Below are 25,386 nucleotides of genomic sequence, written 5' to 3' on the forward strand. Positions count from 1 at the left end.
AAGGCCTCATACCTTTCTGATCTAAATGGCCTCGACCATATCGGATCACGTATCTACTCAACGATCAAGTGTCGGCTTAAGCGCCGCTTGATCACGGGTTACCTAGCGAGCCGCTCCTCTCCTGAAGGTCAACATCGCTGATGTCTTCATCTAGCGCCTCCCAATGCAAGCCGAACGCGCTAAAGGTTACGGCAGCGCGCTCTTCGGGAAGACCGTTCTTTAGACGCGGAAACCAAGCGAGGGGGGCGCCGAGGGTACGACCGTCTGTCAGACCCACCCACATCGCGTCCTCGTCAAAATCAACTTCGTTAGGTGAAGCTCTCGCACTGGCATTGGCCGACATGGAGGCATGTTACCGCAGCCTGCGGTCAGGTCACGGTTTTTCTGCACCCAGCATCCCACCGTGTGGGCACGCGATTGCGAGCAATCGCTTCCGCCCACTCGCTCTGAAGATGGACAGCTTCAGCTGTCCATCTTCAGAGCGGAAATAAATGCCTCCTGGGGGATGTCGACCTTGCCGAACTGGCGCATCTTCTTCTTGCCGGCCTTCTGCTTGTCGAGCAGCTTGCGCTTGCGGGTGGCGTCGCCGCCGTAGCACTTGGCGGTGACGTCCTTGCGGAGCGCCGAGAGGGTCTCGCGGGCGATGACCTTGCCGCCGATGGCCGCCTGGATCGGGATCTTGAACATGTGGCGCGGGATCAGCTCCTTGAGCTTCTCGCACATCGCCCGGCCGCGCTGCTCGGCGCGGTCGCGGTGGACCATCATCGAGAGCGCGTCGACGGGCTCGTCGTTGACCAGGATCGACATCTTCACGAGGTTATCCTCGCGGTAACCGATCATCTGGTAATCGAAGCTCGCGTAACCTTTCGTTACCGATTTCAGCCTATCGTAGAAGTCGAACACCACTTCGTTGAGAGGGAGATCGTAGACGACGAGCGGACGGGAGCCGGCATAGGTGAGCTCCTGCTGGATGCCGCGGCGGTCCTGGCAGAGCTTGAGCACGTCGCCGAGATAGTCGTCGGGCACCAGGATCGTGGCCTTGATCCGGGGCTCCTCGATATGCGCGACATAGGTCGGGTCGGGCATGTCGGCGGGGTTGTGCAGCTCGCGCATCTCCCCGTCCTTCATGTAGAGGTGATAGACCACCGAGGGCGCGGTGGTGATCAGCTCGATGTTGTACTCGCGCTCGATCCGGTCGCGGATCACCTCGAGGTGCAGCAGGCCGAGGAAGCCGCAGCGGAAGCCGAAGCCGAGCGCGGCCGAGGTCTCCATCTCGAAGGAAAAGGAGGCATCGTTCAGCGCCAGCTTCTCGATGGCGTCGCGCAGATCCTCGAACTCGGAGGTGTCGACGGGGAACAGCCCGCAGAACACCACCGGGATCGACGGCTTGAAGCCGGGCAGCGGGGTGTCGGTGCCCTTCTTCTCGGTGGTGATCGTGTCGCCGACGCGGGTGTCGCGGACCTGCTTGATCGACGCGGTGAGGAAGCCGATCTCGCCGGGGCCGAGTTCGGCGACGTCCTGCATCGCGGGGCGGTAGACGCCGACGCGGTCGACGTCGTAGGTGCCGCCGGTCTTCATCATGCGGATCCGCTGGCCCTTCTTCAGCACCCCGTCGATGATCCGCACGATCACCACGACGCCGAGATACGGGTCGTACTTCGAATCGACGAGCAACGCCTTGAGCGGCGCCTCGCGCGAGCCGCCCTTGGGCGGCGGCAGGCGGGTCACGATGGCCTCGAGCACGTCGGGGATGCCGAGCCCCGTCTTGGCGGAGATCATGCAGGCGTCGTGGGCCTCGATGCCGATGACGTCCTCGATCTGCTCGATGATCCGCTCGGGCTCGGCGGCGGGCAGGTCGATCTTGTTGAGCACCGGGACGATCTCGTGGTCGGCCTCGATGGCGGTGTAGACGTTGGCCAGCGTCTGCGCCTCGACGCCCTGCGTGGCGTCGACCACGAGCAGCGAGCCCTCGACCGCCTGCATCGAGCGCGAGACCTCGTAGCCGAAATCGACGTGGCCGGGCGTGTCGATGAGGTTGAGCACGTAGGTGTGGCCGTCCTTGGCCGGGTAGTCGATGCGGACGGTGTTGGCCTTGATGGTGATGCCGCGCTCGCGCTCGATGTCCATCGAGTCGAGCAGCTGGGCCTTCATGTCGCGCTCGGCCACGGTGCCGGTGAGCTGGATCAGCCGGTCGGCGAGGGTCGACTTGCCGTGGTCGATGTGGGCGACGATGGAGAAATTTCGGATGTGGGCGAGATCGGGCATGCACGGAGTCCTGAGGTTCGGCCCCACATATCCGATCGGGCGAGGATTTCCAGTGCTGCGCGACGTCGCGCCGTCAGCGGGCGCAGCCGGTGCAGCGGGCGGCGCAGGGGTCGAGGTCGAGGCGGGGGGTGCCGATGAAGTCGCCGCAGCCGTCGCAATAGCCGAACGCCCCCGTCTCGAGCCGCCCGAGCGCGGCGTCGATGGCGCGCAGGCGGGCGGCGCGGCGGGCCTCGAGGCCCTGGGCGAGCGCCTGGTTCTGCAGCGCGTCCATGCGCGACAGCCGCCCGACGCTCTGCTGGTCGAGCTCGACGGGCCGGCGGTCGGCGCTGGTCGCGCCCGAGGCGGCGGCGAGCTCGGCCCGCTCGGCGACGAGACGCGGGCGGTAGCGCGCGGCGAGGGAGGCGTCGGAGGGCGGGGCGGGATCGCTCATGGCGAGGAGCGGAGCACGGCCGGGGCGCTGGGCGCAAGGGGCGCCCCTCCGCCGTGCCCCGTTGCCGCCCGGGGGGCCATCGCCTAGTCTCACGGCATGGCAGTGGGGAGAGCACACCTTATGAAGACGGCGATCTTGTCCGGCGTGCTGCTGGCGGGCCTCGCGACCGCGCTGGCGGCGCAGGATGTCCAGACCAAGCAGTACGACGACGGCGGCATCTACGAGGGCACCTTCCTGAACGGCCGCCAGCACGGCCAGGGCACCTACCGGCTGCCGAACGGCTACGAGTATACCGGCCAGTGGTTCGAGGGCGAGATCCGCGGCCAGGGCGTCGCGCGGTTCCCCAACAGCTCGGTCTACGAGGGCGAGTTCCTCGCCGGCAAGCCGCACGGCATCGGCAAGATCACCTTCGCCGACGGCGGCACCTACGAGGGCGAGTGGGAGGACGGCAAGATCGTCGGCGAGGGCATCGCGCGCTACGCCAACGGGGTCGTCTACCAGGGCGAGTTCCGCAACGCGATGCACCACGGCACCGGCCGGATGGAGAGCCCGAACGGCTATTCCTACGAGGGCGAGTGGGTCAACGGCGTGAAGGAGGGCGAGGGCACCATCACCTACCCCGACGGCGCGGTCTATGTCGGCCAGCTCGAGGGCGGCGAGCGCGAGGGCGAGGGCACGCTGACGATGCCCGACGGGATGATCTACGACGGCACCTGGGTCGACGGGCAGATCGACGGCACCGGCCGGCTGATCCAGCCCAACGGCGACATCTACGAAGGCGAGCTCAGCGCCGGCAAGCGCTCGGGCCAGGGCACCGTCACCTACGCCAACGGCGACGTCTACCAGGGCGCCTTCGTCGACGACCGCCGGCACGGGATCGGCACCTTCACCGGCTCCGACGGCTACATCTACATCGGCGAGTGGTCCGAGGGGCAGATCGAGGGCGAGGGCGAAGTCACCTACCCCGACGGCTCCGTCTATACCGGCCCCTTCCTCGACGATGTCGCCGACACCCGCTGCGCCGACCAGGTCGCCGAGGCGGCGGGCGAGGTCGAGCATTGCGGCACCGGCAAGATCACCTACGCCGACGGCTCCACCTACGAGGGCGAGTGGGTCGCCGGGGTGATCGAGGGCGAGGGCGTGGCCCGCTACGCCAACGGGCTGGTCTACGAGGGCGAGTTCCGAGACGCCAAGAACCACGGCCAGGGCCGCATGACCTACGCCGATGGCTACACCTACGAGGGCGGCTGGGCCGACGGCCAGCGCTCCGGCTTCGGGGTCGCCACCTACTCCGACGGCACCGTCTACGAGGGTGAGTTCCTCGACGGGCAGCGCCACGGGCAGGGCAGGATCACCATGCCCGACGGGTTCGTCTACGAGGGCAACTGGGAGATGGGCGAGATCAACGGCTACGGCGTCGCGACCTACACCAACGGCGACGTCTACGAGGGCAACTTCACCAACGGCCGCCGGCAGGGCGAGGGCACCATGCGCTATGCCAGCGGCGAGGCCGCCGAGGGCGACTGGAACGACGGCGAGCTCGTCGCGCCCGACGGCGCGGAGGGCGGCGGCGGCGAGGCCGCGGAGACGATCGAGGTGCCCGGGGGCGGCGAGGAGGAGGCCGCGCCGCTGGAGTAGGCTACCACGGGACGGGGCGGCCGGCGTAGTCGAAGAAGCCGCCGCTTTCGTCGGGGCCGAGGCCGTCGAGCACGTCGAGCAGGGCGCGGGCGGCCTGTTCCGGGCCGTGCTTGGCGTGGGCGGGATAGCCGGCGGTGAAGTCGGTCGCCACGGTGCCCGGATGCAGCGCGACGCAGGTGACGCCCTTGTGGCTGCGCGCCAGTTCGATCGCGGCGCCGCGGATCAGCATGTTGGCCGCCGCCTTGGAGGCGCGGTAGGCGTGCCAGCCGCCGAGGCGGTTGTCGCCGATCGAGCCGACCCGCGCCGTCAGCACCCCGACCTTCCCCGCCCCGTCGCGCGCCAGCAGGCGCGGCAGCGCGCGCAGCACCAGCGCGGTGCCGATGGTGTTGACCGCCAGCACCTCCGCCATCGCCGCCGCGTCGATCCGGGCGAGCGACTTCTCGGGGCTGCGGCCGGACGGGGCGAGGATGCCGGTGGCGAGGAGGATGCGCTCGAAGGGGCCGTCGAGCGCGTCGAGGGCGCGCCCGGTGGCGTCCGGGTCGCGCAGGTCGAGGCCGTCGGCGCGCGACAGGCGCGTGACCGCCCTGCCCTGCCCTTCGAGCGCCGCGGCGAGCGCGGTGCCGATGCCGCCGGAGGCGCCGATGACGAGTGCGTTGGTCATGGAGGTGATACGCGCGGGCGGCCGGTCCGGTTCATCCGGGGCGTCTTAACCCTTTTCAAACGGATCGGTGTCAGTATGATGCCGCCCATGACCGCCGCGCGCCATATCCTCGCTTCCGCCATTCCCGGCGCGCGTCCGCTCGGCCTGCTGCTCCTTACCCGCCTCTGAGCGTGCCTTCATCGGCGCGACCGCTCAGAGGTAGCACCGCGCCGGAGACACCCAGAGGATAGACCACATGAGCATTCGAGAACCCGAACCGCGCCCCCGTCACGGGGTGGCGGAGCGCCACGCGGGCGGCTATGCCCCGCGCAACCAGATTTGCGGGGGAGGCGCAGAGAGATGAGCCAGGACAACCGAGTACGCATCTTCGACACCACGCTGCGCGACGGCGAGCAGAGCCCGGGCGCGACGATGACCCACGCCGAGAAGCTCGAGATCGCCGAGCTGCTCGACGAGATGGGCGTCGACATCATCGAGGCGGGCTTCCCGATCGCCTCCGAGGGCGACTTCCGCGCCGTCTCGGAGATCGCGCGGCAGGCCAAGAACGCCACGATCTGCGGCCTCGCGCGGGCCAACTTCAAGGACATCGACCGCTGCTGGGAAGCCGTGCGCCACGCCCGCAGCCCGCGCATCCACACCTTCATCGGCACCTCGCCGCTGCACCGCGCGATCCCCAACCTCGACCAGGACCAGATGGCCGAGCGCATCCACGACACCGTGACCCACGCCCGCAACCTCTGCGGCAACGTGCAATGGTCGCCGATGGACGCGACGCGGACCGAGTGGGACTACCTCAAGCGGGTGGTGGAGATCGCGATCAAGGCGGGGGCGACGACGATCAACATCCCCGACACCGTCGGCTACACCGCGCCCAACGAGAGCGCCGAGCTGATCCGGCGGCTGATCGCGGAGGTGCCGGGCGCCGACGAGGTGATCTTCGCGACGCACTGCCACAACGACCTCGGCATGGCGACGGCGAACTCGCTGGCCGCCGTCGAGGGCGGCGCGCGCCAGATCGAGTGCACGATCAACGGCCTCGGCGAGCGGGCGGGCAACACCGCGCTCGAGGAGGTGGTGATGGCGCTCAAGGTGCGCCACGACATCATGCCGTTCACCACGGGCATCGACACGACGAAGATCATGAACATCTCGCGCCGGGTGGCGACGGTGTCGGGCTTCGCGGTGCAGTTCAACAAGGCGATCGTGGGCAAGAACGCCTTCGCCCACGAGAGCGGCATCCACCAGGACGGGATGTTGAAGAACGCCGAGACGTTCGAGATCATGCGCCCCGCCGACGTCGGGCTGGGCGAGACCTCGCTGGTGATGGGCAAGCATTCCGGCCGGGCGGCGCTGCGGGCGAAGCTGAAGGATCTCGGCTTCGATCTCGCCGACAACCAGCTCAACGACGTGTTCGTGCGCTTCAAGGACCTCGCCGACCGCAAGAAGGAGGTCTACGACGAGGACCTCGTCGCGCTGGTGCGCCAGAACGAGGGGGCGGAGGATAGCGTCAGGCTGGTCTCGCTGCGCGTCGTCTGCGGCACCGGGGGGCCGGCCGAGGCGGAGATGGTGCTCGAGGTCGACGGGGCGGAGAAGTCGGGGACGGCGCGGGGCGACGGGCCGGTGGATTCGGCGTTCAACGCGATCAAGGCGCTCTACCCGCACGACGTCCGGCTGCCGCTCTACCAGGTCCACGCCGTGACCGAGGGCACCGACGCGCAGGCGACGGTGACGGTGCGGCTCGAGGAGGACGGGCGGATCGCGACGGGGATGTCGGCGGACACCGACACCGTCGTGGCCTCGACGAAGGCCTACATCAACGCCCTCAACCGGCTCATCGTGCGCCGCCAGAAGACGGCGCCGGGGGCGGACGTGAAGGAGATCTCCTACCGCGACGTGGGCGAGTAGGGGCATTTCTGGAGAGGTGGATGGGGGCCGTGCCGGGAGGGGGTGCGGCCCTTGTCGTTGTGAGGTGGGGTGCGCAATGAATGCGCACCCTACCGGGGGGTGTGGGGGAAAAGACAAGCTGTCGCAGGGGGCGGGCGGAATAGTCGTTTCGCAACCTGCAGGGGGGCTGCCGCTGCAGGTAGAGCCGAGCGGCTTGCACATTTCGAACCTGGAGCCGGCTCCCGCAGCCCCCGCCGGACTTGCTCACGGCGAAAACGCGCCGGGTCGCTCCGGCCTGCCCCCTTTCGTCTGCGGGAACAGCCTTCTATAAGCCCGCAGTCCGCCTTCCGCCCGGAAGAGTCGCGGACAGTGGGCAATGGAGCGGACAGGAATGCTGGGCTTTCTCTCGAGCATATTTTCCTCGGACATGGCGATCGACCTCGGGACGGCGAATACCCTGGTCTACGTCAAGGGCCGCGGGGTGATCCTGTCCGAGCCCTCCGTGGTGGCCTACCACGTCAAGGACGGCGTCAAGAAGGTGCTGGCCGTCGGCGAGGACGCCAAGCTGATGCTGGGCCGCACGCCGGGCAGCATCGAGGCGATCCGGCCGATGCGCGAGGGCGTGATCGCCGATTTCGACGTCGCCGAGGAGATGATCAAGCACTTCATCCGCAAGGTGCACAAGCGCTCGACCTTCTCCAAGCCCAAGATCATCGTCTGCGTCCCTCACGGCGCCACCCCGGTGGAAAAGCGCGCGATCCGCACCTCGGTGCTGTCGGCGGGCGCGCGGCGCGCCGGGCTGATCGCCGAGCCGATCGCGGCCGCCATCGGCGCGGGGATGCCGATCACCGATCCGACCGGCAACATGGTCGTCGATATCGGCGGCGGCACCACCGAGGTGGCGGTGCTGAGCCTCGGCGACATCGTCTATGCCCGCTCGGTACGCGTCGGCGGCGACCGGATGGACGAGGCGATCGTGTCGTACCTGCGCCGCCAGCATAACCTGCTGATCGGGGAATCGACCGCCGAGCGGATCAAGACCTCCATCGGCACCGCGCGGATGCCCGACGACGGCCGCGGCCAGTCGATGCACATCCGCGGCCGCGACCTGCTCAACGGCGTGCCCAAGGAGACCGAGATCTCCCAGGCGCAGGTGGCCGAGGCGCTGGCCGAGCCGGTGCAGCAGATCTGCGAGGCGGTGATGACCGCACTCGAGGCCACCCCGCCCGACCTCGCCGCCGACATCGTCGACCGGGGCGTGATGCTCACCGGCGGCGGCGCGCTGCTGGGCGAGCTCGACCTGGCGCTGCGCGAGCAGACCGGCCTCGCCATCAGCGTGGCGGACGAGTCACTCAATTGTGTGGCTCTGGGCACCGGCAAGGCTCTAGAATACGAGCGGCAGCTCAGGCACGTGATCGACTACGACAGCTGAAACGACGGCCCCCTCGGGCCGTTCGCCACCGGGGATGGACGAGCGCTTTGGCGAGGGAACGGCACCAGACGGATTTCGTGGGCCCGATCCGGCGTTTGCTGGTCGGCCTGCTGGTGCTGTCGCTGTTCGGGCTGTTCCTGTTCTGGCGCATCGACAGCCCGCGGGTCGAGCGCTACCGCGCGATGGTGATCGACGAGGTGCTGCCGAGCTTCGACTGGGCGATGGCGCCGGTGACCGGCCTCGTCAACCTCGTCGCCGACTTCCAGTCGTACCAGCGGCTCGCCGAGCAGAACGCCGACCTGCGCCGGGAGCTGCAGCAGATGAAGGCCTGGCGCGAGGCGGCGCTGCAGCTCGAGCAGGAGAACGCCAAGCTGCGCGACCTCAACCAGGTGAGCCTCGACCCGGAGCTGACCTGGATCACCGGCGTGGTGCTGGCCGATTCCGGCTCGCCCTACCGCCAATCGGTGCTGCTCAACGTGGGCAGCCGCGACGGCATCCTCGACGGCTGGCCGGTGATGGACGGGATCGGCCTCGTCGGGCGGATCAGCGGCGTCGGGCGCGACACCAGCCGGGTGATCCTGCTGACCGACACGTCGAGCCGGGTGCCGATCACCATCCAGCCCTCGGGCCACAAGGCGGTGCTGGCGGGCGACAATTCGGCGACGCCGCCGATCGAGTTCCTCGAGAACGACGCCGCCGTACGCCCCGGCGACCGGGTCGTCAGTTCGGGCGACGGCGGGGTGTTTCCCGCCGACATCCTGATCGGGCAGGTTGCGATGGACACCGAGCGCCGCCTGCGCGTGCGGCTCGCCGCCGATTACGAGCGGCTCGAATTCCTGCGGGTGATGCGCAGCCAGCCGGCGGAGCGGATCACCGATGCCGGCGCGCTGATCGCGCCGGTGGAGGTGCCCCGGCTGCCCTCCGACGAGATCGAGCCGCCGACCCAGATGAACGAGCCCGAGCTCGCCTCGACGGGGGCCGGCGGTGGCTGAGCGCTCTCCCCTCGCCCGGATCTGGATCGGCCGCGCCAGCTACCTCGCCATCGCGGTGGTGCTGATGTTCCTCCACCTGCTGCCGCTCGACACCGTGCCGCGCCGCTGGGCGCCGCCGGACTGGCTGCTGATCGTCACCTTCGCCTGGGTGGCGCGGCGGCCCGACTACGTCCCGGTGCTGCTGATCGCGCTGGTGATGCTGCTGTCGGATCTGCTGTTCCACCGCCCGCCCGGCCTCTGGACCGGCATCGTGTTGATCTGCGCCGAGGGCCTGCGCCGCCGCTCGGCCGACCTGCGCGCGGTGCCGTTCCCGCTCGAGTGGCTGACCATCGCGCTGGTGATCTGCGCGGCGGTGCTGGCCAACCGCTTCCTGCTGGCGGTGAGCGTCACGCCGCAGGCGCCGCTGAGCCTGGCGATGGTGGAGATGGTCGTCACCATCCTCGCCTACCCGATCGTGACGTGGCTCTCCTACCTCGCCTTCGGCGTCACCCGCCCCGCGCCGGGCGCCGTCGACGCACTGGGACACCGGATATGAAGCGCCCGACCAAGGACCTCGCCCGCTCCGCCCGCGTCGTGACCCGGCGCGGCCTCGTGCTCGCCGGCGCGCAGCTCGGCGTGATGGGGCTGCTCGGCTGGCGGATGCACGCGATGCAGGTCGAGCAGGCCGACGAGTTCCGGCTGCTCGCCGAGGAGAACCGCGTCAACCTGCGCCTGCTGCCCCCCGCGCGCGGCCTGATCGTCGACCGCGACGGGCGCAAGCTGGCGGAGAACGAGCAGAACTACCGCATCGTCATCGTCCGCGAGGATGCCGGCGACGTGGACGAGACGCTGAGGCGGCTGCAGCGGCTGATCGCCGTCGAGCCCGAGGCCATCGAGCGGGCGAAGGAGGAGATGATGCGCGTCTCGCCCTTCGTGCCCGTCACCATCGTCGAGCGGGTGCCGTGGGAGGACGTCGCGCGGGTCACGGTCAACGCGCCCTCGCTGCACGGTATCGTCGCCGAGGTGGGGCTGTCGCGCTTCTACAACCGGACCGAGGAGACGGCGCACGTGGTCGGCTACGTGGGGCCGGTGTCGGACTACGACCTGACCCGCGGCTACCTCGCCTCCGACGACGACCCGCTGCTCAAGATCCCGCGCTTCCAGGTCGGCAAGACCGGCGTCGAGGCGCGGCTCGAGCACGTGCTGCGCGGGTCGGCGGGCACCAAGCGGATCGAGGTCAACGCCGTCGGCCGGGTGATGCGCGAGCTGGGCCGGCAGGAGGGGATCAAGGGCAAGGACGTGCAGCTGACGATCGACCTGGAGCTGCAGGCCTACATGAACCAGCGGCTCGACACCGAGAGCGCGAGCGCGGTGCTGATCGACCTCGAGGACGGCGACATCCGCGCCATCGGCTCGACCCCGTCCTTCGACCCAAACCTCTTCGTGCGCGGCATCTCCGTCGCCGACTGGACCCGGCTCAACGAGGACAAGTACCGACCGCTCGCCTCGAAGGCGGTGCAGGACGCCTACCCGCCCGGCTCGACCTTCAAGATGGTCACCGCGCTCGCCGCGCTCGAGGGCGGCGAGGTGGACAGCGAGGAGACGGTGTACTGCCCGGGCCACATGGAGGTCTCGGGGCTGCGCTTCCATTGCTGGCGGCGCGGCGGGCACGGCAACATCAACCTCCACGAGAGCCTCAAGCAATCCTGCGACGTCTACTATTACGACGTCGGCCAGCGCATCGGCATCGACAAGATCGCCGAGATGGCCCGCCGGCTCGGGCTCGGACAGAGGCACGACATCCCGATGTCGGCCGTCACCGAGGGCATCGCCCCCGACAAGGCGTGGAAGCGCGGCTTCAACGGCGAGGAGTGGCGCATCGGCGATACCGTCAACGCCTCCATCGGCCAGGGCTACGTGCTCACCTCGCCGCTGCAGCTGGCGGTGATGGTCGCCCGGATCGCCACCGGGCGGTCGCTGACGCCGCGGCTGGTGCGCTCGATCGACGGGGTGCCCGAGCCCTCGGGCCGGGGCGAGGCGCTCGGGCTGAACGAGAACAACCTGCGCAAGGTGCGCGACTCGATGAGCTCGGTCGTCAACCACCCGCGCGGCACCGCCCACCGGGTGCGGATCGTCGCCGAGGAGTTCCAGATGGCCGGCAAGACCGGCACCAGCCAGGTCCGCCGGATCACCGCCGAGGAGCGCGCCGCCGGCGTCACCTCCAACGCCGACCTGCCCTGGGAGCGGCGCGACCACGGCCTGTTCGTCGCCTTCGCGCCACTCGACAAGCCGCGCTACGCGGTGGCGGTCGTCGTCGAGCACGGCGGCGGCGGCAGCGCCGCCTCGCCGCTGGCGCGCGATATCCTGCTGCAGGCGCTCTACGGCGGCACCCCGCCGCTCGAGGCCTACCCCTCGTCCGAGCAGGACAGGATCCGCGAGCAGCAGGAACTCTACGAGCGCCGCGCCGCCGAGCGCAACGACGGGCGGGACCGGGCATGAGCTACCTCGAGTACCAGGTCAAATACACGCCGTCGGGCTTTCGCAAGCTGCTCTACCTGAACTGGCCGGTGATCGTGCTGATCACCGCCGTCGCGAGCGCCGGCTTCCTGATGCTCTACTCGGTGGCGGGAGGCGACATCTCGCGCTGGGCGGAGCCGCAGATGAAGCGCTTCGGGGTCGGATTGCTGCTGATGATCGGCGTTGCGATGATCCCGATCTGGTTCTGGCGCAACGTCGCGGGCGTGGCCTACGCGGGCTCGCTGTTCCTGCTGGTCCTGGTCGAGTTCGTCGGCACCGAGGGCAAGGGCGCGGTGCGCTGGATCGATCTCGGCTTCATGCAGCTCCAGCCCTCGGAGCTGATGAAGATCGCCCTCGTGATGGCGCTGGCGGCCTACTACGACTGGCTGCCGATGACCAAGACCTCGCGGCCCCTGTGGCTGCTGCCGCCGCTGGTGCTGATCTTCGTGCCCACCGCGCTGGTGCTGCGCCAGCCCGACCTCGGCACCTCGATCCTGCTGGTGGCGGGGGGCGGGACGCTGATGTTCCTCGCCGGGGTGCACTGGGCCTACTTCGCCACGATCATCGCGGCCGGCGCCGGCGTGGTGGCGGCGGTGTTCCAGTCGCGCGGGACGGAGTGGCAGCTGCTCAAGGACTACCAGTACCGCCGCATCGACACCTTCCTCGACCCCGCCGCCGACCCGCTCGGCGCGGGCTACCACATCACCCAGGCCAAGATCGCCTTCGGCTCGGGGGGCTTCGCGGGCAAGGGCTTCATGCAGGGCACCCAGTCGCGGCTCAACTTCCTGCCCGAGAAGCAAACCGACTTCATCTTCAACACGCTGGCCGAGGAGTTCGGCTTCGTCGGCGCGATGACGCTGCTGGTCCTCTACGGGCTGATCATCTTCTTCTGCGTCGCCTCCGCGCTGCAGAACCAGAACCGCTTCGCGGCGCTGCTGACGCTGGGGGTGGCGATGACGTTCTTCCTGTTCTTCGCCGTCAACATGGCGATGGTGATGGGCCTCGCGCCCGTGGTCGGCGTGCCGCTGCCGCTGGTCAGCTACGGCGGCTCGGCGATGCTGGTGCTGCTGCTCGCCTTCGGGCTCGTCCAGTCGGCCCACGTCCACCGCCCGCGCTGATGGCGGGCGTGCTGTTCCTCGCCGGCCACCGCTGGCCCGACTACCGCGAGGTGCTGCCCCGCGCAGTCGCGGAGGCGGGGGTGCGCGCGGAGGTGTCGCCCGACCTGCCGGCGGAGGCGGTGGACTACATCGTCTACGGGCCGGCCCGGGGCGCGGCCGACTTCTCGCGCTACCCCCGGCTCAAGGCGGTGTTCAGCCTCTGGGCGGGGGTGGAGAGCATCGTCGCCAACCCGACGCTGAGGGTGCCGCTGACGCGCATGGTCGATCCGGGGCTCGAGGCGGGGATGGTGGAGTACGTCGCGGGCCACGTGCTGCGCCACCACCTCGGGATGGACGCCCACATCCACAACCCCGACCATGCCTGGGCGCCGAGGATGCCGCCGCTGGCGTCGGAGCGCACGGTCGCGGTGCTCGGCCTCGGCGCGCTCGGCGCGGCCGCCGCGCGCACCCTCGCCGGGCTCGGCTTCGCGGTGCGCGGCTGGAGCCGCACCGCCCGCGAGGTGCCCGGCGTCACCTGTCACCACGGCGCCGACGGGCTCGCCGCCGCGCTCGCGGGGGCCGAGATGCTGGTGCTGCTGCTGCCGCTGACGGAGGCGACGGAGCGCATCGTCGACGCCGCCGCCCTCGCCCGCCTCGCCCCCGGCGCGGTGCTGCTCAATCCCGGCCGCGGCGCACTGGTCGACGACGCGGCCCTGCTCGAGGCGCTCGACAGCGGCCGGCTCGGCCACGCCACCCTCGACACCTTCCGCACCGAGCCGCTCCCGCGCGACCATCCGTTCTGGCGCCACGAGCGCGTCACCGTCACGCCCCACATCGCCTCCGAGACCCGCCCCGCCACCGCGGCGCGCGTCATCGCCGAGAACCTGCGCCGCGCCGAGGCGGGCGAGCCCCTGCTTCACCTCGTCGACCGCGGCCGCGGCTACTGAAGCGGACCGCCTCCGGCGGGGATATTTTCAGGACAGAGGTCGGGGGCGGCGCGCCCGCATGTCTCTGTTCTCGAAATATCCCGGGGGAGTCGCCGCAGGCGACGGGGGCAGCGCCCCCTAGCGCAGCTTCGGCGGGCGGTCCGGGTCGGAGCCGGGCGCGCCGCGGGCGGCGGGCGCGGGCGGGTCGGGGAGGTCGAAGCGCAGGCCGTGGCGGGCGAAGGCGGCGGCGTGGGGGCTGGAGGCGGGGAAGAAGGCGACGTCGAGCGCGCCGGCCTCGAGCCCGGAGAAGGTCAGCGCGTCGGCGACCGCGGTGGCGATGGCGGGCTCGGCGCCGGGCGCGGCGTCGATCACCGCGAGCAGGTGGCCGCGGCTGCCGTCGTCGTAGGTCGTGGCGACGAGGTAGGCGCTGCGGGCCAGCCCGCCGGCGCCGGCGAGGCGGCGGTCGAGCGCCGGGAGCAGCGCCTCGGGGAGCGCGCGCGGCGGGGCGATCTCGGCGATGCGCGCCTCGGCCTCGCGCGGGCCGTCGCCGAGGGTGGCGGCGAGCCAGCCGATGGCGTCGGGCGGCAGCAGCATGGCGGAGGGGGCGGTCTCGAGGTTGAGCCCGAGGCCGAGGCCGTTGCCGGCGAGCATCCGCGCCAGCGTCCGCCCCGACAGCGCCGCGTAGGGCGCGGGGGCGCCGGTGAAGTCGGTGAGCCGGTCGGGGCGGTCGAAGGCGAGGGCGTAGCCGGTGCCCTCGACGTCGAACAGGCGGGGGGCGATGGCGTCGCCCTCGGGCTCGCGCTCGAGCAGCAGGAACAGCTCGCCGTCGGCGAGACGGCCGTAGAAGGCGAGCCGGGCGGCATCGTCCTCGGGCGCGGCCTCCATCGCGGCGTGGGCGCGGTCGAGTTCGGTGGTCTCTGTCATTGCAGCACCTCGCGGACCCGCGCCTTGAGCACGGGCAGCAGTTCCTCGGCGAACCAGGGGTTCCTCTTCAGCCAGCCGGTATTGCGCCAGGAGGGGTGAGGCAAGGGGAAGGTGTGCGGCGCGTGCGCCCGCCAGTCCGCGACCCGCTCCGTCAACGACAGCCGCCCGCCGAGGTGCCAGCGGTGGGCGTGGCCGCCGACCAGGATGCGCAGGCCGAGGTCGGGTAGCGCGGCCATGACCCGGTCGTGCCAGGTGGCGGCGCAGATCGGGGGCGGCGGCAGGTCGCTGCCCTTGGCGTCGTAGCCGGGGAAGCAGAAGGCCATGGGCACCACCGCGATGCGGTTGCGGTCGTAGAACTCGTCCTCGCCGAGGCCGAGCCAGTCGCGCAGGCGCACGCCCGAGGCGTCGGCGAAGGGGCGCTGCGCCTCGTGGACGCGCGCGCCGGGGGCCTGGCCGGCGATCAGGATGCGCGCGCCCGCGTCGAACCACGGCACCGGGCGCGGCGTGTGGCGGGTCGCGGTCGCGCGGAAGCGGTCGGCGCAGAGGCGGCAGGCGCGGATGTCGTCGGCGAGCGGATGCATGGAGGCCTCGAGGTAGGCATCGGCGCGCGCGACGTCCAGCCCCGGCCCGGGCCCGCGCGATCGTCGTTGTCAATCCGCGCACGAGTCCGACATAATGCGGGCAAATTCCCTCGCTAGAAGACGGTGTTAACGAAAGACCGTCATGATGGGGCGGCGGAACAGGTGCAGCGCCCCGCGGGGCCGGAGAGCAGTCGGCAGCCATGCTCGAGTTCAACAACGTCAGCAAGTCCTTCTGGACCGGCAAGCAGCGCAAGGTCATCCTCGACCGGGCGTCGTTCCGGGTCGAGATCGGGCGCTCGCTCGGCATCCTCGCGCCCAACGGCACCGGCAAGACGACGCTGGTCAACATGATGGCGGGGCTCGAAAAACCCGACGAGGGCTCGATCCATCGCGGCTGCCGGATCTCGTTTCCGCTCGGGTTCATGGGCGGCGTGGTGGGCAAGCACACGGCCCGCGAGAATAGCCGCTACATCGCCCGCCTCTACGGGCTCGATCCCGACTACGTCGAGGCGTTCTGCCGCTGGCTGTCGGGGATCGAGGAATATTTCGACATGCCCGTCGGCACCTACAGCGCCGGGATGCGGGCGCGGTTCACGTTCTCGCTCTTGCTCGCGCTGGACTTCGACATGTACCTGATCGACGAGGGCATGCCGCAGACCACCGACGCGGAGTTCAACAGGAAGGCCGGCGCGATCCTGCGCGAGCGGCTGGAAAACACGACCGTCGTCATCGTCTCGCACCAGGCCGACGTGCTGGAGCGGTTCACCCGGCAGGCCGCCGTGCTGCGGCACGGCAAGCTGACGATGTTCGACACGCTGGAAGAGGCGAAGCAGCTCTATGACTACCAAGCCTAAGGCGCGCAAGTTCCGCATCCGACGCAGCCCCGGGACCGCCGGGGCCGGTGGTGTCACGCCCGCGACGGGGGAGGCCGAGGAGCGCCCGCGTCCGCGGGTCGTCGCCGGGGCGGAGGCGGCGCGGGAGGCCCCCGCGGCGGCCGAGCCGGAGGCGGCGCGAGCGGCGCCGGCTGGCGGCGGGCTCAGCGGCGCGGTCGACAGCCCCGAACAGGTCGCCGAGGAGGACGATCTCGACGCGATCCGCAAGGAGGGGCTGACCGGCCGGCAGCTGCGCATGGCGCGGCGGGTGGCGCAGAAGCAGGGGCTGGCGGTGACGTCGGACTTCGACGCCGTGCGCCAGCTGCGCAAGCTCGGGATCGACCCGTTCCAGCGCTCGAGCGTGATCGAGCTCGTCGTGCCCGACGACAATGCCGGCAACGGCGACGAGGCCCGCCACCAGCTGCCTCAGACCGTCCCCGCCGGCGGGCGCAACCTGCCCGCGACGACGCGGCCCGGCGGGCTGCCCTCGACGGACGTGCGTCAGCCCTCGAAGTTCGAGCAGGGCATGGCCGAGGTAGCGCGCATCCAGCAGGACCTGGTGCGCCGCCGCCGCCGCAAGCTGGCGCTGATGCTGGCCCGGCTGCTGGTGTTCATCGGCCTGCCGACCTTCGCCGCGGGCTACTATTTCTACGTGCTCGCCACGCCGATGTACGCCACGGAGTCCGAGTTCGTGATCCAGCAGGCGGAATCCGCCTCGGGCGGCGCGGGGCTCGGCAGCCTGTTCCAAGGCACCTCGATGGCGACGCAGCAGGACAGCATCGCCGTGCAGTCCTACCTCGCCAGCCGCGAGGCGATGCTGCGGCTCGACGCGGACCTCGGCTTCAAGGAGCATTTCGCGAGCCCCGGCGTCGACCCGATCCAGGGCCTGCCCGAGGACGCCACCAACGAGCAGGCCTACGACGTCTACCAGGAGCGCGTGAAGGTCAGCTACGATCCGACCGAGGGCATCCTGCGGATGGAGGTCGTCGCCGCCGACCCGGAGACGAGCCAGGCTTTCGCCGAGGCGCTAGTCGGTTACGCCGAGGAGCAGGTCGATCGCCTGACCCAGCGCCTGCGCGAAGACCAGATGGCCGGCGCGCTCGCGAGCTACGAGGCCGCCGAGGCGCGCCGCCAGGCGTCGCTGCAGGAGCTGCTGACGCTGCAGCAGGATCTGGAGACGATCGACCCGGCCGGCGAGACCGCCGCGCGCACCGCGCAGATCGCCGCGCTCCAGACCCGCCGGCAGGACCTGCGGCTCGAGCTGCAGAACCGCCTCGCCGTGCGCCGTCCCAACGAGAGCCAGGTGGAGGCGATCGAGACGGAGATCGCCAACATCGACGAGCTGATCGCCGAGATCCAGCAGCAGGCCGTCACCGCCGGCGAGGGCCGCGCCAGCCAGGCCGAGAAGAACACCCAGCTGCGCCTCGCCGAGGAGAACTACGCGTTCCAGAACGTGCTGGTGCAGCAGGCGATGCAATCGATGGAATCGGCGCAGATCGAGGCCAACCGGCAGGTGCGCTACCTGTCGCTCTCCGTGGCCCCCATCGCGCCCGACCAGCCGACCTACCCGCGCGCCTTCGAGAACACGATCCTCGCCTTCCTGATCTTCGGCGGGCTCTACCTGCTGATCTCGATCACCGGCTCGATCCTGCGCGAACAGGTCTCGTCGTGATGCGCGAGGTCGCCGTTGGCGGCGTCACCTTCGGCAACGACCGCCCGCTCGTCGTCATCGCCGGGCCGTGCCAGCTCGAGAGCCGCGACCACGCGCTGCGCATCGCCGAGGAGATGGCGCGCGCCTGTGCCGCCGCCGGCGCGGGCTACGTGTTCAAGGCGAGCTACGACAAGGCCAACCGGACCTCGCTGGAGGGCCGCCGGGGGCTGGGGATGGACGAGGGGCTGCGGGTGCTCGCCGACGTGCGCGCGGCGCTCGGCTGCCCTGTGCTGACCGACATCCACGCCGAGGCCCATTGCGCGCCCGCCGCCGAGGCCGTCGACATCCTGCAGATCCCCGCCTTCCTGTGCCGCCAGACCGACCTGCTGCTCGCCGCCGGCCGCACCGGCGCGGCGATCAACGTCAAGAAGGGCCAGTTCCTCGCGCCGTGGGACATGGCCAACGTCGCCGCCAAGGTCGCCTCGACGGGCAACGAGCGCATCCTGCTCACCGAGCGCGGCGTGTCGTTCGGCTACAACGCGCTGGTGACGGACATGCGCGCCCTGCCGATCATGGCCCGGACGGGCTACCCCGTCGTCATGGACGCCACCCACGCGGTGCAGCAGCCCGGCGGGCGCGGCGGCTCGAGCGGCGGGCAGCGCGAATTCGCCCCGGTGCTGGCGCGCGCGGCGGTGTCGCTGGGGATCGCGTCGGTCTTCATCGAGACCCACGAGGACCCGGACAACGCGCCCTCCGACGGGCCCAACATGATCCCGCTCGGGCAGATGGAGGCACTGGTGGCGCGGCTGATGGCGTTCGACGCGCTCGCCAAGGACAGCCCGGCGCGGATCTGACTTCCGCTGCGCCATGACGCCTTCTAAGGTCGCGGCGACCACCGCAACCCGTCCGAGTGCCATGCCCCTGTTCCGCGCCCTCCTGCTCCTCGTCCTGCTCGCCCTGCCCCTCGCCGGCCCCGCGCAGGAATCCGGCCCCGACGGCCCCATCTCCGCGACCTCCGACGCCCGCACCGATGCCGACATGGCGGTCCGCATCCGCGAGATCCTCCGGGAGCTCGGCGGCTACGAGGACGTCACCGTCACCGTCTCGGAAGGCGTCGTCACCCTGCGCGGCACCACCGCCTCGATCGCCGAGGCCACGGAGCTCGATCCGCTGGTGGCCCGGGTCGAGGGGGTCGTGGCGGTGAAGAACGAGGTGATGGAGACGAGCGACATCGGCCGCCGCCTCGATCCCGCAATGGAGCGGTTCCGCACCCGCGTCGAGCAGCTCGTCGTGTTCCTGCCGCTGTTCCTGATCGCCGCCGCCGTCTTCGCCGCCATCGTCGCGACCGGCTTCCTCGTGGCGCGGATGCGCCAGCCCTTCGACCGGCTCGCGCCCAACGCCTTCATCGCGCAGCTCTACCGGGCGCTGGTGCGGCTCGCCTTCGTCGTCGTCGGCACCGTGGTGGCGCTCGACATCCTCAACGCCACGGCGCTGCTCTCCACCATCCTCGGCGCCGCCGGCCTGATCGGCCTCGCCGTCGGCTTCGCGGTGCGCGACACGGTGGAGAACTTCATCGCCTCGGTGATGCTGTCGATCCGCCGCCCCTTCGGGCCCAACGAGGTGGTCGAGATCAACGGCGACCAGGGCAAGGTGATCCGCCTCACCAGCCGCGCCACGATCCTGCTCAGCTTCGACGGCAACCACATCCGCATCCCCAACGCGACCGTCTTCAAGAGCCGCATCGTCAACTTCTCGCAGAACCCCGAGACGCGGTTCATGTTCACCCTCGGCGTCGACTTCATGGCCGACCTCGGCGAGGCCAGCCGGCTCGCCACCGAGGCCATCGCCGAGCTGCCCTTCACGCTCGACAGCCCGGCGCCGATGGTCTGGCTCGGCGACGTGACGCCCGGCGGGGTCGAGCTGACGGTGACGGGCTGGGTCGACCAGCGCGAGACGTCGCTGCTGCTGGCGCGCGGCGAGGCGATGCGCCGCGTCAAGAGCGCGCTGCTGGCGGCCGGGATCGACCTGCCCAACAACACCTACACGATCCAGATGGCCGCCCCGCCCGACACCGCCGCGCCGACCGCCGACGACCCGGCCCGCCGCCCGCCCCCCTACGTCGACGCCGCCGACCTCGGGACCGTCGCCGAGACCACCGAGACCGACCTCGACGCCATCGTCGACGCCGAACGCCGCGCCGGCGACAAGCAGGATCTGATGCAGAACGGCGCCGACCGCGAGTAGGCGATTTCGGGGTTGAACCCCCCGCCCGCCGGCGGTAAGACCCCCCTCGCGTTGGGGTGTAGCCAAGCGGTAAGGCAGCGGTTTTTGGTACCGTGTACCGTAGGTTCGAATCCTACCACCCCAGCCAGCCACTCCCGATTTTCCAGACGGTGCGAGGTGCGGTGCGGATAGCGCCGCGGCTTCCGTGGGTTACGGCGGTGGCGCGCATCTGCAGACCGGCACCGTCGCCTCGAACAGGGCGCAAATCGCCCGCAGTCTGTGTTTGACCTTTCCGTGGTAGCAGGTTGAGTTGGTGGGCGGTCAAAGCGCCGCGAAACGCGCGCGCTGCTCTGACCAGTCGGACGGAAACTCGTTTGTCTTGCACGAGTAGGAAGTGAAGCCGGCTGGCTGTTTGCCGCCCAAGACGTCGGCGACGATGTCGGGTGCAAGAAAGGCCAGGTCGATCATCTGCTGGACGCGGCGCTTCGAAGTGCCATCGGCTTCGGCAATCTGTGCGAAGGTCTCGCCGGCCTTGATCCGTTCGAACCAGGCATGGGCACGGGCGATGTTGCGGATCAGCGTCTCGTCCTGACCAGTTGGCGCATCGGCGAGGACGATCTTCGTCTCAATGCCGCGCTTGCGAAGCTGGAACGAGTGCCGCGAGACCAATTGATCGAGATCGATGTCATTCGCGTCGATGTCGAGACGCTTCGCAATGGTATCGGCATTTAGCTTGAGCGTCAGCAGACCTGGCGCGAGGTCGATCCGCTGGACCAGGCCCAGGTATGACGCCGCATCGTCGTGGGCAGCGCGACCGCCGAGCGCGGTGGCCGCGCCTGCGATGTCGGCGGCCGATGCCGTCGGCAGCAGTGCTGCCGCGAGTCCGGGTCTGCCGAGTTCGCTAGCGACGAGCCCGCCGATCATGCTCTCCAGTTCGACCGCGGGCAGCCTCCATGCATCGGGATGCGATTGCCCGGTCCTCGCGACCAGCCGATGCGAGACGTAGTAGCGCAACCGGGTCCCGGCCCGGGTCTTCGAGTGTGACGGCGTCAGCTGGTCGCCGGTCTCGTCGAAGAGCTTGCCACAGAGGGCTGAGCGACGGGTGGCGGATGCCTTGCCCCGGCTCCCAGCGCTCGGGCGCGATGATCGCCGGATGCTGGCCCGCGTGAACCTCTCCGCGATGCCGGATGCGGCCGGCATGAAGCGGGTTGGTCAGCACGTGGTGAATGTGACCTCGGTCGAAGAACGTGCCGCCGGCCACTCGGCCATCCGCGCGCGTCCGCTTGCGGCTGCGCAGCCCGAGCCGGTCAGCCTCGGCCTTCACCGCCCGAGCCGGTCAGCCTCGGCCTTCACCGCCCGGATCGTGCCATGGCCCTCATAGAGGCCGTAGAGCGTCCGAATGGTTTCGGCCTCCCCCTCGTTGACCTTGAGCGACCGCCCGTCAGGGTCGTAGCCCAGCGGCACCCGTCCGCCCATCCAGAGCCCCTTGCGCTTGGAGGCTGCGATCTTGTCGCGGATCCGCTCAGCCGTCACCTCGCGCTCGAACTGCGCGAAGCTCAGCAGCATGTTGAGCGTCAGCCGCCCCATGCTGGTCGCGGTGTTGAAGGACTGGGTGACGGACACGAAGGAGGCGCCGGCCGTGTCCAGCACGTCGACGATCTTCGCGAAGTCCGAGAGGGACCGGGTTAGCCGGTCGATCTTGTAAACCACGATCCGGTCGACGCGTCCCTCCCGCACGTCCGCCATCAGCTGCTGCAGCGCAGGGCGCTCCAGGCTCCCGCCTGAGAGACCGCCATCGTCGTAGGGCGCCGGCAGCAGAACCCAGCCCTCGTGCATTTGGCTGGCGATGTAGGCAGCGGAGGCCTCCCGCTGGGCAAGGAGCGAGTTGAACTCCTGCTCCAGCCCGTCCTCGGAGCTCTTCCGGGTGTAGATCGCGCAGCGGGTCCGGATCATCGCCGGTGCCCGGCCCGGTCGGTCAGCCCGAAGAAGCGTGGCCCCGACCAGGTGGCCCCGGTGATGTGCCTTGCGACTGCGGAGAGCGAGCGCCACGTTCTGCCATCCATGCAGTAGCCGTCCGCGGTCACCTCGACCTGATAAGTCCGGCCGTTCCACTCTCGGACGAGGTGCGCGCCGGGCCGCGCTACTCGCCGGGTGGTCTCACGCACCCCCTGCCCCTCCGCGACCTGCCGCAGTGCCCTGCGGGTCGCGGCGGAAAGCCCGCCGTGGTTCCGGCACTGGGCGTCGTAGGCGAGCGCCTTCCGCATGAACGGAACGGAGAGGTAGGGCGGAGGAGGAGTCCCGAAGGCCTCCTCCCACGCGCGCAGCACCTCTCCGCGCTCCGGGTCCGCCCTACCGGCATCGGCCGACTCCGCCGCGGGCTGGGCGTCTTCGGAAGGGATCGCCCGCTTCGGCTCGCCAATCACCCTGTAGCGCGTCGGCTTGCCCGGATCGGACTTCTCCGCCGCGATCTCGTAGCCGGCCTTCTTCAAGCCGGTGATCGCGGCCCGCGCCGTGTGGATCTGCCAGCCGAGCTTCCGGCTGACCGCCGCCGCATCCGCGCCAGTCTTCGCCCGCAGCATCCGGACGAGCTGGTCTTTCTTCGTAGCCTTGGTGGTCTTGGTGGTCTTGATGTTCTTCGCCATTTCCGGCCTCCTTCTCCCGGCCGCAGGAGCACCCTGCCCCTGCTACCGGGCAGAGCCCGGAGATCCGGGCGGAGATCGGTGCGACACCTGGGTCGGCAGGCTCGGTCAGTACCGCTCCGGGTCACAGGGAAGTCCAGTCCGAAGAGCGCATTCGCCGCCGCAATCGCGGCCATGCAGGCGCAGAAATCGACAGGTTAGGGCGGATTGTTGACATTCGCTGCGGTTCGGACGGATGTCGGCTTCGCACCCGGCACTTAGTCGCATGAGGACGAAATCGAAGCTTGTAGCCCGCCTGAACCGCGAAGTGTCGCAAGCTCCCACACGGCGCCCTACGTCAGCAGAAGATAGGACTGCCCAGATACTTCGCACCGTTGCCGCAACCCAAAGTCACGACCCTCCTTCCTCGGCCGAGTTCGCGAGAGAGCTCGATGGCCGCGACAATGTTCATTCCGGTGGAACCACCGCAGAAAACGCCAGCGCGACGTGCGAGGGTCCGACACATCTCGAATGCTCGGTTCTGATCTATTGTGCGAATTTCGTCGAGGTGGTCCTGATCGAGAAAAGGGGGGAAGAAGCCAACACCGATACCTTCCACGCGGTGCGGTCCTCCCTTCCCTGTTGTCATGAGCGGCGATTGAGAGGGCTCGAGTGCGATCAGGCGAGGCTTGATGCCGCGAGCCGAGAGACCGTCTGCTGCTCCCATCAGCGCGGCACCCGTTCCGACTGCGGACACGAGGACATCTACTTCGTCGCCGAGATCCGCCGCGATTTCGTGACCCATAGGCTCATACCCGGCCCGAACATCGGGAGACCCGAACTGGTCTGCATAGAAACAGCCCGGCTGTTCGGCCAATGCATATGCCCTAGTTTTCATGCGTTGTATCAATTCGGGACTGATATTCCCATTATCACTTTTCTCGCCTCAAACGCTTCCATCGCCCGGCGCTTGCTTGCAGAGAATGCATCTGAGAGTACCGCCGTGAACTTCAATCCCAAAACGGCTGACACGAAGGCAAGGGCCGTTCCCGTGCTGCCACCTGTGTATTCGATGACGCGATTTCCGGGCGAGAGGTCTCCCCGCTGCATTGCGCGCCCGAGGACTGAGACAGCCATCCTATCCTTGCAGAACCTGTTGGATTACCTGCCTCCAACTTCAACCAAATCTCTGCACCGTCTGAGGCTTCGAGCTTTTCCAGTCTAATCAGTGGCGTGTTCCCCACAGCCGCAAGGGCGCCTGCTGAAAACATACAAATCCTCCTAATCTTCACGCCATGCTACCGGAAAAGTCTCCTCGTGGCAGCCGCCACGTGAGGCCAAAAGTATCGATCAATTGCTCGGCCACCGCACTCCCCATACGGCGTCGGTCAACTCCGATCAGTCGCGTTGGAAGAGCTTCGCAGTTATAATCCACTGCCCGGTTTTATCCCGAACCAAGTGGAAATGATTGAGGAAAGACCAGCCTTCCCAGAGGCCATCTTCAGTCACCATCGCGGTCGCCGTATCTCCGAGAACATTCACGCACGCGACACAGGCTTGGTAGTCGGGTCCAGCATCCGTGCTCTCGGCTCGTGCGATAAAGCCCTCGGGGTTGCGCATGAGCAGATCACTCCCAAACCAACCAGCGACCATCGCGTCAGGATGGAAAATGCGCCGAAGGATGTCACCGTCTCCGTCACGCGTGGCCTTGATGTAGTCATTCAGCACGCGCATCACGTCTAATTTGTCTTGGGTTTTCACGGACCAGACCTCCCGCACTGAAGATGATGGTCTTTAAACAAAAAGCTAACGGCCCCGCCTTTTCCAGCAATGACCCTCATGGTTTCGAACATCGAACTCGCAGCGGCTGACCGTCGCTGCGCGGTGTCGCAAGTTGCCCGTTTGGCGCGCCACTGATTGACGCTCCGTAGGTGGCCAAGGCCGAGCAAGGGTCGTCCGCGTTTCTCCTCAGATGGCCGGGTGCTGGTTTTCTCTGCGAAATTTTACGTATGTCCGCGGCGAGGGCATAAAGGCCGGTGGAGGCTGAGTAGAATTTCAACTGAACGATTTCTGATCATCTTGAACTGTCGTTCGGATCATTCTGCACATCAAGTCGCGTGCTTCTTTATCCGAGAGCCCTTGCTCCTCAGTCAAAGCGCGCCATGCAGCAAAACTGAGAGCATGTCCCAGTGCGGCATGCAGCAGTCGCTTTCCGCCTATCGCTTGAAACGATAGCCCTTCCTCCAGAACCTTTCTCAGCTGCGCGAGCCAGGTAGCAAACCCGTGCAGGGTGTCGCGCAGCGCTGAAGAGGCCTCGGCGTCGCGCATCACGTTGGAGAGCATTCGCGCGTTGGGGCGGTAGTAGGCGTAGACCAGATCCAACGCCGCGCGCAGTCGGGCTTCACCGTCGTCTATGTCATTCAGCGTGTCGATCGCGGGCAAGGGGCTCTGCGACAACCACCGGCTCGAACAGGCCTGGAAGAGCGCGGCCTCGTCCGGGAAGTGTCGGTAGACAGTGGCACGGCGCACGCCGGCGCGTTCGGCCACGGCGCTGATTGTGGTGAGAGCAGGGCCGATGCTCCCATGCAGGTCAACTGCGGCTTGGGCAATGCGGGAGCGGGTTCGCTCCTCATCCTCGGCACGCTTGCGCTTCACGTATGATCTCTTTTCGTCGGACACTGATGTTCATCCAATAT

Annotated in this window: 26 protein-coding genes and 1 tRNA gene; 13 read left to right on the forward strand and 14 right to left on the reverse strand. The window is 69.0% G+C overall.

Translation table 11 applies throughout. The features are described 5' to 3' along the window. Positions 1-91: 91 nt before the first annotated feature. From OG2516_RS19580 to OG2516_RS12835, 3 genes are all read right to left on the reverse strand, one after another. Complete coding sequence (locus OG2516_RS19580) at positions 92-343, reverse strand: DUF2442 domain-containing protein (RefSeq protein ID WP_007256112.1); 252 nt, start codon at positions 341-343, stop codon at positions 92-94. Between the two features lie 119 nt (positions 344-462). Beyond that, complete coding sequence (lepA, locus tag OG2516_RS12830; protein ID WP_007256113.1) at positions 463-2,265, reverse strand: translation elongation factor 4; 1,803 nt, start codon at positions 2,263-2,265, stop codon at positions 463-465. Between the two features lie 73 nt (positions 2,266-2,338). After that, on the reverse strand, positions 2,339-2,695 hold the full coding sequence (locus tag OG2516_RS12835; RefSeq protein ID WP_007256114.1) for a TraR/DksA family transcriptional regulator: 357 nt from the start codon (positions 2,693-2,695) through the stop codon (positions 2,339-2,341). A 120-nt stretch (positions 2,696-2,815) separates the two neighbouring features. Here OG2516_RS12835 and OG2516_RS12840 point away from each other — a divergent pair, with 120 nt between their 5' ends. Further along, entirely contained in the window at positions 2,816-4,333 is a 1,518-nt protein-coding gene (locus OG2516_RS12840) for an MORN repeat-containing protein (protein ID WP_007256115.1), read from the forward strand. Position 4,334: 1 nt separating this feature from the next. Here the strand turns inward: OG2516_RS12840 and OG2516_RS12845 are convergent, their stop codons facing one another. Next, complete coding sequence (locus OG2516_RS12845) at positions 4,335-4,994, reverse strand: SDR family NAD(P)-dependent oxidoreductase (protein ID WP_007256116.1); 660 nt, start codon at positions 4,992-4,994, stop codon at positions 4,335-4,337. 339 nt (positions 4,995-5,333) lie between these two features. On the opposite strand from OG2516_RS12845, the gene OG2516_RS12850 reads away from it, so the two are divergent. The 7 genes from OG2516_RS12850 to OG2516_RS12880 all read left to right on the forward strand — a co-directional run bounded on the left by OG2516_RS12850 (position 5,334) and on the right by OG2516_RS12880 (position 13,842). Beyond that, entirely contained in the window at positions 5,334-6,899 is a 1,566-nt protein-coding gene (locus OG2516_RS12850; protein ID WP_007256118.1) for a 2-isopropylmalate synthase, read from the forward strand. A gap of 370 nt (positions 6,900-7,269) precedes the next feature. Next, positions 7,270-8,310: a rod shape-determining protein gene (locus OG2516_RS12855; RefSeq protein ID WP_040615819.1), complete on the forward strand. Its 1,041-nt coding sequence runs from the start codon at positions 7,270-7,272 to the stop codon at positions 8,308-8,310. Positions 8,311-8,357: 47 nt separating this feature from the next. Then, positions 8,358-9,302 (forward strand): rod shape-determining protein MreC, encoded by a 945-nt coding sequence (mreC, locus tag OG2516_RS12860; RefSeq protein WP_040615820.1) that lies wholly within the window; start codon positions 8,358-8,360, stop codon positions 9,300-9,302. Continuing rightward, positions 9,295-9,837, forward strand: a complete 543-nt coding sequence (locus OG2516_RS12865; RefSeq protein ID WP_007256121.1) for a hypothetical protein — start codon at positions 9,295-9,297, stop codon at positions 9,835-9,837. The genes mreC and OG2516_RS12865 overlap by 8 nt, the downstream gene beginning before the upstream one ends. After that, positions 9,834-11,780 carry a penicillin-binding protein 2 gene (gene mrdA / locus OG2516_RS12870; RefSeq protein WP_007256122.1) on the forward strand — a complete coding sequence of 649 codons (1,947 nt, stop codon included), beginning with the start codon at positions 9,834-9,836 and terminating at the stop codon, positions 11,778-11,780. Before OG2516_RS12865 ends, mrdA begins: the two co-directional genes overlap by 4 nt. Next, positions 11,777-12,916 carry a rod shape-determining protein RodA gene (gene rodA, locus OG2516_RS12875; protein ID WP_007256123.1) on the forward strand — a complete coding sequence of 380 codons (1,140 nt, stop codon included), beginning with the start codon at positions 11,777-11,779 and terminating at the stop codon, positions 12,914-12,916. The genes mrdA and rodA overlap by 4 nt, the downstream gene beginning before the upstream one ends. Then, positions 12,916-13,842, forward strand: coding sequence for a 2-hydroxyacid dehydrogenase (locus OG2516_RS12880; protein WP_007256124.1), 927 nt, complete (start codon positions 12,916-12,918; stop codon positions 13,840-13,842). Before rodA ends, OG2516_RS12880 begins: the two co-directional genes overlap by 1 nt. A 117-nt stretch (positions 13,843-13,959) precedes the next feature. Here the strand turns inward: OG2516_RS12880 and OG2516_RS12885 are convergent, their stop codons facing one another. Then, positions 13,960-14,745, reverse strand: coding sequence for an SseB family protein (locus OG2516_RS12885; protein WP_007256125.1), 786 nt, complete (start codon positions 14,743-14,745; stop codon positions 13,960-13,962). After that, the gene (locus OG2516_RS12890; protein ID WP_007256126.1) at positions 14,742-15,326 is read right to left on the reverse strand and encodes a uracil-DNA glycosylase family protein; all 585 of its coding nucleotides are present in this window, start codon (positions 15,324-15,326) and stop codon (positions 14,742-14,744) included. Before OG2516_RS12890 ends, OG2516_RS12885 begins: the two co-directional genes overlap by 4 nt. A 200-nt stretch (positions 15,327-15,526) precedes the next feature. Between OG2516_RS12890 and OG2516_RS12895 the strand changes: the two genes are divergently transcribed. From OG2516_RS12895 to OG2516_RS12915, 5 genes are all read left to right on the forward strand, one after another. Further along, positions 15,527-16,180, forward strand: a complete 654-nt coding sequence (locus tag OG2516_RS12895) for an ABC transporter ATP-binding protein (RefSeq protein ID WP_007256127.1) — start codon at positions 15,527-15,529, stop codon at positions 16,178-16,180. Next, positions 16,164-17,870, forward strand: a complete 1,707-nt coding sequence (locus OG2516_RS12900; RefSeq protein WP_007256128.1) for a KpsE/RkpR family capsule polysaccharide export protein — start codon at positions 16,164-16,166, stop codon at positions 17,868-17,870. The genes OG2516_RS12895 and OG2516_RS12900 overlap by 17 nt, the downstream gene beginning before the upstream one ends. Next, a complete protein-coding gene (gene kdsA / locus OG2516_RS12905; protein ID WP_007256129.1) occupies positions 17,870-18,703 on the forward strand; it encodes a 3-deoxy-8-phosphooctulonate synthase in 834 nt (277 codons plus the stop codon). The genes OG2516_RS12900 and kdsA overlap by 1 nt, the downstream gene beginning before the upstream one ends. Positions 18,704-18,764: 61 nt before the next feature. Beyond that, positions 18,765-20,093, forward strand: a complete 1,329-nt coding sequence (locus OG2516_RS12910; protein WP_007256130.1) for a mechanosensitive ion channel family protein — start codon at positions 18,765-18,767, stop codon at positions 20,091-20,093. A gap of 52 nt (positions 20,094-20,145) precedes the next feature. Beyond that, a tRNA-Gln gene (locus OG2516_RS12915) sits at positions 20,146-20,220 on the forward strand. A 173-nt stretch (positions 20,221-20,393) separates the two neighbouring features. On the opposite strand, the gene OG2516_RS20765 is transcribed toward OG2516_RS12915, so the two are convergent. The 8 genes from OG2516_RS20765 to OG2516_RS12935 all read right to left on the reverse strand — a co-directional run bounded on the left by OG2516_RS20765 (position 20,394) and on the right by OG2516_RS12935 (position 25,345). After that, positions 20,394-21,086 (reverse strand): hypothetical protein, encoded by a 693-nt coding sequence (locus tag OG2516_RS20765; RefSeq protein ID WP_245544317.1) that lies wholly within the window; start codon positions 21,084-21,086, stop codon positions 20,394-20,396. Further along, entirely contained in the window at positions 20,974-21,396 is a 423-nt protein-coding gene (locus tag OG2516_RS20935) for a recombinase family protein (RefSeq protein WP_342626094.1), read from the reverse strand. The genes OG2516_RS20765 and OG2516_RS20935 overlap by 113 nt, the downstream gene beginning before the upstream one ends. Continuing rightward, positions 21,393-22,025 carry a recombinase family protein gene (locus OG2516_RS20770; RefSeq protein ID WP_007256132.1) on the reverse strand — a complete coding sequence of 211 codons (633 nt, stop codon included), beginning with the start codon at positions 22,023-22,025 and terminating at the stop codon, positions 21,393-21,395. Before OG2516_RS20770 ends, OG2516_RS20935 begins: the two co-directional genes overlap by 4 nt. Beyond that, the gene (locus OG2516_RS19585; RefSeq protein WP_007256133.1) at positions 22,022-22,714 is read right to left on the reverse strand and encodes a DUF2924 domain-containing protein; all 693 of its coding nucleotides are present in this window, start codon (positions 22,712-22,714) and stop codon (positions 22,022-22,024) included. Before OG2516_RS19585 ends, OG2516_RS20770 begins: the two co-directional genes overlap by 4 nt. Before the next feature lie 334 nt (positions 22,715-23,048). Continuing rightward, complete coding sequence (locus OG2516_RS19590; protein ID WP_083788595.1) at positions 23,049-23,588, reverse strand: pyridoxal-phosphate dependent enzyme; 540 nt, start codon at positions 23,586-23,588, stop codon at positions 23,049-23,051. 8 nt (positions 23,589-23,596) lie between these two features. Then, complete coding sequence (locus OG2516_RS20965) at positions 23,597-23,827, reverse strand: pyridoxal-phosphate dependent enzyme (protein WP_083788597.1); 231 nt, start codon at positions 23,825-23,827, stop codon at positions 23,597-23,599. Positions 23,828-24,088: 261 nt separating this feature from the next. Next, the gene (locus OG2516_RS12930; protein ID WP_156799378.1) at positions 24,089-24,451 is read right to left on the reverse strand and encodes a nuclear transport factor 2 family protein; all 363 of its coding nucleotides are present in this window, start codon (positions 24,449-24,451) and stop codon (positions 24,089-24,091) included. A 294-nt stretch (positions 24,452-24,745) separates the two neighbouring features. After that, complete coding sequence (locus OG2516_RS12935; RefSeq protein WP_007256135.1) at positions 24,746-25,345, reverse strand: TetR/AcrR family transcriptional regulator; 600 nt, start codon at positions 25,343-25,345, stop codon at positions 24,746-24,748. Positions 25,346-25,386 lie beyond the last annotated feature (41 nt).

Origin of the sequence: Oceanicola granulosus HTCC2516 (assembly GCF_000153305.1) — a bacterium.
GTDB lineage: Bacteria > Pseudomonadota > Alphaproteobacteria > Rhodobacterales > Rhodobacteraceae > Oceanicola > Oceanicola granulosus.

Coding starts and splice junctions, on each gene's coding strand:
- OG2516_RS19580 (WP_007256112.1), bottom strand. CDS start 343: ATGTCGGCCAATGCCAGTGCGAGAGCTTCACCTAACGAAGTTGATTTT.
- lepA (WP_007256113.1), bottom strand. CDS start 2,265: ATGCCCGATCTCGCCCACATCCGAAATTTCTCCATCGTCGCCCACATC.
- OG2516_RS12835 (WP_007256114.1), bottom strand. CDS start 2,695: ATGAGCGATCCCGCCCCGCCCTCCGACGCCTCCCTCGCCGCGCGCTAC.
- OG2516_RS12840 (WP_007256115.1), top strand. CDS start 2,816: ATGAAGACGGCGATCTTGTCCGGCGTGCTGCTGGCGGGCCTCGCGACC.
- OG2516_RS12845 (WP_007256116.1), bottom strand. CDS start 4,994: ATGACCAACGCACTCGTCATCGGCGCCTCCGGCGGCATCGGCACCGCG.
- OG2516_RS12850 (WP_007256118.1), top strand. CDS start 5,334: ATGAGCCAGGACAACCGAGTACGCATCTTCGACACCACGCTGCGCGAC.
- OG2516_RS12855 (WP_040615819.1), top strand. CDS start 7,270: ATGCTGGGCTTTCTCTCGAGCATATTTTCCTCGGACATGGCGATCGAC.
- mrdA (WP_007256122.1), top strand. CDS start 9,834: ATGAAGCGCCCGACCAAGGACCTCGCCCGCTCCGCCCGCGTCGTGACC.
- rodA (WP_007256123.1), top strand. CDS start 11,777: ATGAGCTACCTCGAGTACCAGGTCAAATACACGCCGTCGGGCTTTCGC.
- OG2516_RS12880 (WP_007256124.1), top strand. CDS start 12,916: ATGGCGGGCGTGCTGTTCCTCGCCGGCCACCGCTGGCCCGACTACCGC.
- OG2516_RS12885 (WP_007256125.1), bottom strand. CDS start 14,745: ATGACAGAGACCACCGAACTCGACCGCGCCCACGCCGCGATGGAGGCC.
- OG2516_RS12890 (WP_007256126.1), bottom strand. CDS start 15,326: ATGCATCCGCTCGCCGACGACATCCGCGCCTGCCGCCTCTGCGCCGAC.
- OG2516_RS12895 (WP_007256127.1), top strand. CDS start 15,527: ATGCTCGAGTTCAACAACGTCAGCAAGTCCTTCTGGACCGGCAAGCAG.
- OG2516_RS12900 (WP_007256128.1), top strand. CDS start 16,164: ATGACTACCAAGCCTAAGGCGCGCAAGTTCCGCATCCGACGCAGCCCC.
- kdsA (WP_007256129.1), top strand. CDS start 17,870: ATGCGCGAGGTCGCCGTTGGCGGCGTCACCTTCGGCAACGACCGCCCG.
- OG2516_RS12910 (WP_007256130.1), top strand. CDS start 18,765: ATGCCCCTGTTCCGCGCCCTCCTGCTCCTCGTCCTGCTCGCCCTGCCC.
- OG2516_RS20770 (WP_007256132.1), bottom strand. CDS start 22,025: ATGATCCGGACCCGCTGCGCGATCTACACCCGGAAGAGCTCCGAGGAC.
- OG2516_RS19585 (WP_007256133.1), bottom strand. CDS start 22,714: ATGGCGAAGAACATCAAGACCACCAAGACCACCAAGGCTACGAAGAAA.
- OG2516_RS19590 (WP_083788595.1), bottom strand. CDS start 23,588: ATGAAAACTAGGGCATATGCATTGGCCGAACAGCCGGGCTGTTTCTAT.
- OG2516_RS20965 (WP_083788597.1), bottom strand. CDS start 23,827: ATGGCTGTCTCAGTCCTCGGGCGCGCAATGCAGCGGGGAGACCTCTCG.